The 6,000-nt window shown below is 39.6% G+C and carries 5 protein-coding genes; 2 read left to right on the forward strand and 3 right to left on the reverse strand.

Translation table 11 applies throughout. The features are described 5' to 3' along the window. Positions 1-42: 42 nt before the first annotated feature. Positions 43-999, reverse strand: coding sequence for a fimbrillin family protein (locus BACCOP_RS16435; RefSeq protein ID WP_007571154.1), 957 nt, complete (start codon positions 997-999; stop codon positions 43-45). 264 nt (positions 1,000-1,263) lie between these two features. Between BACCOP_RS16435 and BACCOP_RS16440 the strand changes: the two genes are divergently transcribed. Then, on the forward strand, positions 1,264-2,685 hold the full coding sequence (locus BACCOP_RS16440; RefSeq protein ID WP_007571158.1) for an alkaline phosphatase: 1,422 nt from the start codon (positions 1,264-1,266) through the stop codon (positions 2,683-2,685). A 5-nt stretch (positions 2,686-2,690) separates the two neighbouring features. Here BACCOP_RS16440 and BACCOP_RS16445 read toward each other — a convergent pair whose 3' ends face one another. Then, positions 2,691-3,587, reverse strand: a complete 897-nt coding sequence (locus BACCOP_RS16445) for a helix-hairpin-helix domain-containing protein (protein WP_007571160.1) — start codon at positions 3,585-3,587, stop codon at positions 2,691-2,693. Positions 3,588-3,591: 4 nt separating this feature from the next. Continuing rightward, the gene (locus BACCOP_RS16450; RefSeq protein ID WP_007571161.1) at positions 3,592-4,959 is read right to left on the reverse strand and encodes a sodium-dependent transporter; all 1,368 of its coding nucleotides are present in this window, start codon (positions 4,957-4,959) and stop codon (positions 3,592-3,594) included. 324 nt (positions 4,960-5,283) lie between these two features. Between BACCOP_RS16450 and BACCOP_RS16455 the strand changes: the two genes are divergently transcribed. After that, positions 5,284-6,000, forward strand: a 717-nt coding sequence (locus BACCOP_RS16455; RefSeq protein ID WP_007571162.1) for a hypothetical protein, incomplete at its 3' end; no start/stop codon positions are given.

Raw genomic sequence — 6,000 nt, forward strand, 5'->3', positions numbered from 1 at the left:
TCCGGCAATGCTTGAGGGAGAGATATTATGCAAAACTAAAAATTATCCAACTTTAGGTACGTCGTTCACTGTTATATCTTCTGTTTCACCATCTGTTTGCCAGTCTGAAATATCACTGCCTTCAATGATCAGGCTTTCCTTTTCTATTTTCACTTTATACTTATAACATTTTCCTCCTACCAGATGTCCTTTCATTGCTTCAGTATAAGCTTCGTACGCAAATCCGTCACGTTCATATGAAATAGAAAACTTCAATGTACCATCTTCTGATGTCGGATTCAGCAAAACGGCTATCTCATAGCCTTCTTCTGTAATAGCTACTCCTTCCGGCTCCATATCCAACAAGAGTTTATTGACTTCCGGACTTTCGGCCACTGGCTGCATCTTTCCTTCCGTAAAATTATAGATATATTTCGAAGCAATTCCTTTTCCTTCAAAGCCAGCAGTCTTCAATGTTGTTTCAGCATCTTTTTCATTCTTTACGAGAGTGACCAGTACCAGACTGCAAGTATGTTTAAACGCAGATTCATCAGTAAAAGATACCTTACCAGAATTGGTCTGATAGTTGCAAGTTTTATTGGCTACCAGAAAATCCCACTTCCCGATATTCTCCAACGTTCCATCCTGCTCGCTCAAATCCGGCATAGGCACATTAGCACGCTGAGCTCCTTCTGCATATGGATAAAAGGCACAAAAATCATAATCATTCTTCTGGTCCGGCCAAAACAAAGGAGTATCCGGCTGCCAGACACTCTCACCCAATGTCCACGAAATAGCATCATCTCCTTCGGGCATGAAAAATCCTATCTTATCACCTTGCACGAACGTTGTATGTCCGTCTTGTTGAGTAGTCGTTCTTGATATAATTTCTCCCGCAACAGAAGCTTGTAAGTTCAAAGCCAAAGAATCTGATGAAATACCCTCTGATAAATCTCTCTGCTGACATGATGCCAGTACCCCAATGGCCAGACACGACCATTTTACCAATGTCTTCTTCATAATGATAAATATTAATTTATAAAATCATTAATCCATTAACGCATACCATTTTCTTTTTATACCATTTTTGTACAATATTTACTTTGATGAAGCCAGAAACGAAAAAGTAATCAAAATGTATTTTGTTATAGAAATGAAAAAACATTGTAGCAACAATTGAAACAGGAAGAACATTTAAGTTTCGGTTTACACAAATAAGAATAAATAATTTCGACTTTACAGAATTATATCGTAAGTTTGTACAAATCAATAATAGCTAAAAACATGAAGAAACTTTCATTATTATTATCTTTTCTTCTCCTCGTCTTGTCGGGCTATGCACAACAAGCGAAATATGTATTTTATTTCATCGGTGATGGAATGGGAGTAAACCAAGTTCAAGGTACAGAATTATACCGTGGTGAACTGGAAGGCAAAATAGGTATTACACCTATCTGGTTCACACAATTTCCTTATGCAACTACTGCCACTACTTTTTCGGCAACTAACGGAGTTACTGACTCTGCCGCAGCCGGTACAGCTCTTGCAACAGGAAACAAGACTCAAAACGGTACGATAGGGATGAAGCAAGATTTGCAGACCGAAGTCAGCAGTGTCGCTGTATGGGCAAAAAATAAAGGTTGCCGGGTAGGTGTGACAACTAGTGTAAGTGTAGACCACGCAACTCCAGCAGCTTTCTATGCTCACGATCCCAGCCGTGGAAGTTATTATAAAATAGGTACAGATTTATATAAAGCCGGATTTGACTTTTATGCAGGTTCAGACTTTATCGATCCAAACAATAAAGACAACAAGGATGGCAATTCTGAAAACCTGTACACTATGGCCGAAAAAAATGGTTATACAATTGCCAGAGGATATAAAGACTATCTGAAAAAATGCAAGAAGGCAGACAAAATGATTCTGTTCCAGTCGGAAAAAGCTTCAGAAAAAGACCGTACAGCCATTCCATATGCAATAGACCGTACTAAAGACGACTTGACTCTTGCAGACATAACCCGTTCGGCAATAAATTTCCTGTCGAAAGATTTGTCTAAAGGATTTTTCCTGATGGTAGAAGGGGGAAAAATAGACTGGGCATGCCATAGCAATGATGCAGCTACTGCCTTCCATGAAGTAGCTGACATGGATGAAGCGGTAAAGGTTGCTTATGAGTTTTATTCTCAGCATCCGGACGAAACACTTATCGTAGTTACTGCCGACCATGAGACAGGAGGATTTGTGTTGGGTACCGGAGCCTACAAACTAAATTTGCAAGTTCTTAAGAACCAGAAAGTGAGTGAAAGCGGTTTTACCCGTATTCTGAACGAATTGCGCAAAAAGTACAACAACAATGTTTCTTGGGAAAAAGTACAACAAGCTCTGAAAGAAAATTTCGGTTTCTGGGATAAAGTAAAACTTAACGAAAAGCAGGAAGAACGTCTATTGGCTAAATACAACAACACGTTCAAGGGTAAAGAAGCCAAATTAGAAAAGAGCGAATATGCACAAGACGAACCTTTGGCAGCAGAAGCTAAACGTATTATCGATGAAATCGCTTTGGTTGGCTGGACCAGCGGAGGACATTCAGCCGGATATGTACCTGTATTTGCAATCGGTGCCGGAGCAGACCTCTTCCAAGGAAGAATTGACAATACAGAAATACCTATAAAGATAGCTAAGGCAGCCGGTTATACAGCTGAATAACCCAATCACTCGAAAGTTAGATAGGGAGATAATCTTTTCAGGTCTTTCTCGGTAAACTCCTCAAACATGGAGAGCTGAGAAAGACCTTTTATTTTACCTCGTTTACGGCGATACTCCATAATGGCTTTAGCCTTATAAAAGTCCATATAAGGATGTGATCTCAATTTATCCAAAGAGGCACTATTTACCTGAATCTTATGTAAACCAGCAGGTGTAACGACAAACCACTTATTCAGTTCAACTCTAACATGAGGTACTTCCTGTAGTTGTGACACATCATAGAAACCTCCAAGACGCTGTCGGTAAACTACAATCATACGTGCCAATGTACTCCCAATGCCGGGAATACGCTTCAGAATGGAAGTATCTGCTTTGTTCAAATCGACTATTGTTCCCTCCTCATATTTGGGTATGTAAGGTATTGTATCTTTTAATTGTCTAAAAGTATCTGTACGAACATGACTGACTGATACAAGTGGGGCAATCGTAATATAAGGCTTCAGCTTCTGATACACTTCTTCCTTTAAGCCATATATACGGGAAAAAGACTCCGGTGAACGGAAAACTCCTCCTTTCGCTCGATACTTCAGTATATTACGAACAATATAAACCGGAAGTCCTAACTGACGTAATAATACGGAATCTGCGGTATTCGGATCGAAGGGTTGCAATACGGCAGATATTTCATTCTTTGGAGTGTGACTCTTACGTATTTTTTCCTGTTCTTCCAGATTTGCAAGAAATGAATCGATTTCCTCACTTTCGGACAACGTAACAGGTACCTCCACCGGACGTAAGTATTCCATAACAGCCCATATTCCCAACAATAATAAAGCTATAGCCAGCAAGAGAAGAATTACCCGCCGCTCCGATTTAGTATAATAAAAGAAATCTTTCCACATCGGTTTATCCTAACAGTCCGAGTTCATTCATAAAAATTAAAGCAATACCAATAGGAGCTATAAACTTTAAAATAAAAATATAAACAGGGTAAAATGTAGCTTTCAATGTTCCATAATTAGTCACTTCATCACGTACTATACGGCGATCGATAACCCAACCGACAAATATAGCAGCAAACATACCACCCAAAGGAAGCATAATTTTCGCTGTCAGGAAATCCAATGCATCAAATAAATTCATTCCAGCTATCGTATAACTGCTCCAATCGCCCAATGCCAGTGAAGAAACTATTCCAATCAGCAAACTGGATACAGTGATGATAGTTGCAGCTTTACTACGAGTAAAATGAAATTTCTCATGCAAAAATGCTGTAGAAACCTCATGCAGTGAAATTGTAGAAGTCAAAGCTGCTAACGCCAACAATACATAAAACAGAATGGAACAAACATACGCTAGCAACGGAACTCCACTAAATGCCTGTTGAAAGACATTCGGCAATGTAATAAAGATAAGTGAAGGACCTGCATCGGGCTCTATACCTACGGAAAAAGCAGCCGGAAAGATTATCAGTCCAGCCAGTACAGCCACAAATGTATCAATGAGTCCGACACTCATTGCTGTATGTCCCAAACGGGTTTCTTTCCCAAAATAGGAAGCATATGTAGACAGACATCCCATGCCCAGACTTAAAGAAAAGAAGGCCTGTCCCATGGCACCAAGAAAAACATCAGGTGTTATTTTACTAAAATCTGGAGTCAGTAAGAACTCTATACCTTTTTCTGCACCTGGAAGCATAACCGAACAAACTGCCAGTACAACAACCAGAATAAAGAGTAAAGGCATCAATACTTTAGAGGAACGTTCAATTCCTTTCTGTACCCCTTTTACAATCACAAAATGAGTAAGTAGCATAAAAACTGTCAGCCATATCAAAGGGCGTATAGGATTCTGAGAAAACTGCTGAAACATCGAAACAAATTCAGATGAGGATTTACCGGCAAACTGTCCGGTCGCAGCTTCAAAAACATATTCCAACGTCCATCCTGCTACAACAGAATAATATCCTAATATCAGAAAGCCTGTCAGTACACCTAAATATCCGACCCACTTCCAATAACCTTTTGGCGCCAAAACCTTAAAAGCCTCTCCGGTACTAGCCTTCGAATGCCGTCCAATAGTAAACTCGGCAATCATAATCGGAAGACCTAAAATAAAAATGCATCCTAAGTATATCAAAATAAAAACAGCTCCCCCATGGTTTCCTGTTTCATATGGGAAGCGCCATATATTACCTAACCCAACTGCTGAACCAGCAGCTGCTAAAATAGCTCCTAACCTACTGCCAAAACTTACTCGATCATTATGATGCATAAGACTTTTTGTTATAGTTTATACAATTATAAGGCGCAAAAATACAAAAAATATCGTATTTTCGCGCTAAATATAAAAAATTAGCATATTATGTATCAATACTTCGGTAAATTTTTACCGAAAAATTAAAAGTTAAACAATAAAACCGGCAAAAGTCGGTTCGGAAACACTAAAGAGGTCATTGAAATGTTGTCTAAAACGAATGGTTAAGCATGAAGAAATGTGCTGAAAAAAATGTGCTAACCTGCTGATAATAAAGGTAAAAAAGTATTGCATAATTCGCTGGTTTTTTAGTAAATTAGAAGTCTCTCAACTCTTCTGATTATGACTAAAGAAACACTCCTTATGCAATACCAATCCGAGTGCCTGTCGGCTCTCAAATCAGTAGCGAATATACAAAAACCTTTTGAAAAAACGTTCATGGACACCATGAAATTATTCATGGCCATCCCGGATCGTATAAACTTCCTCCAATTGGGCAGATATGGCTGTTTCTCAGAACAGACTTATCGTAACCTTTTTGAGCATGAAACTTTCGACTGGTTTGCGTTCAACGGCTCTATCATCAGCAAGCATCTCACAGGCAAAAGAAAAGCCATCGCCATCGATCCTTCCTATATTCCCAAATCAGGCAAGAAGACACCTTGGATAGGTTACTTCTGGTCTGGTTGTGCAGGAGAATACAAGCGTGGACTGGAAATCATGGGCATCGGTGTCATTGACATCGACAATCATGAATGCATGACTTTAGGTTCCATTCAGACGCCGGATTGTAAGACCTTGGATAATATGGACAAGAGCCTCGTTGACTGGTACAGCAGCTATCTTATCTGTAGAAAAGACAAGCTACAGAGCCTGTCCAGAACGGTGGTTGCAGACGCATTCTTTTCCAAGGAAACATTCATAACACCTATGTGTGAGAACGATTTCCATGTCATCAGCCGCTTTCGGAATGACGTAATCCTGTACTATCCGACATTGGAGCAGAAAACAGGAAAACGTGGTCATCCCAAGTGGTTTGACGGCAGGATTGACTTTGCC

The sequence above is a fragment of the Phocaeicola coprocola DSM 17136 genome (assembly GCF_000154845.1).
Taxonomy (GTDB): Bacteria; Bacteroidota; Bacteroidia; order Bacteroidales; family Bacteroidaceae; genus Phocaeicola; species Phocaeicola coprocola.

Excerpts from the sequence above, each read along its gene's own strand:
- BACCOP_RS16440 (WP_007571158.1), top strand. The coding sequence starts at position 1,264 with ATGAAGAAACTTTCATTATTATTATCTTTTCTTCTCCTCGTCTTGTCG.
- BACCOP_RS16450 (WP_007571161.1), bottom strand. The coding sequence starts at position 4,959 with ATGCATCATAATGATCGAGTAAGTTTTGGCAGTAGGTTAGGAGCTATT.
- BACCOP_RS16445 (WP_007571160.1), bottom strand. The coding sequence starts at position 3,587 with ATGTGGAAAGATTTCTTTTATTATACTAAATCGGAGCGGCGGGTAATT.
- BACCOP_RS16435 (WP_007571154.1), bottom strand. The coding sequence starts at position 999 with ATGAAGAAGACATTGGTAAAATGGTCGTGTCTGGCCATTGGGGTACTG.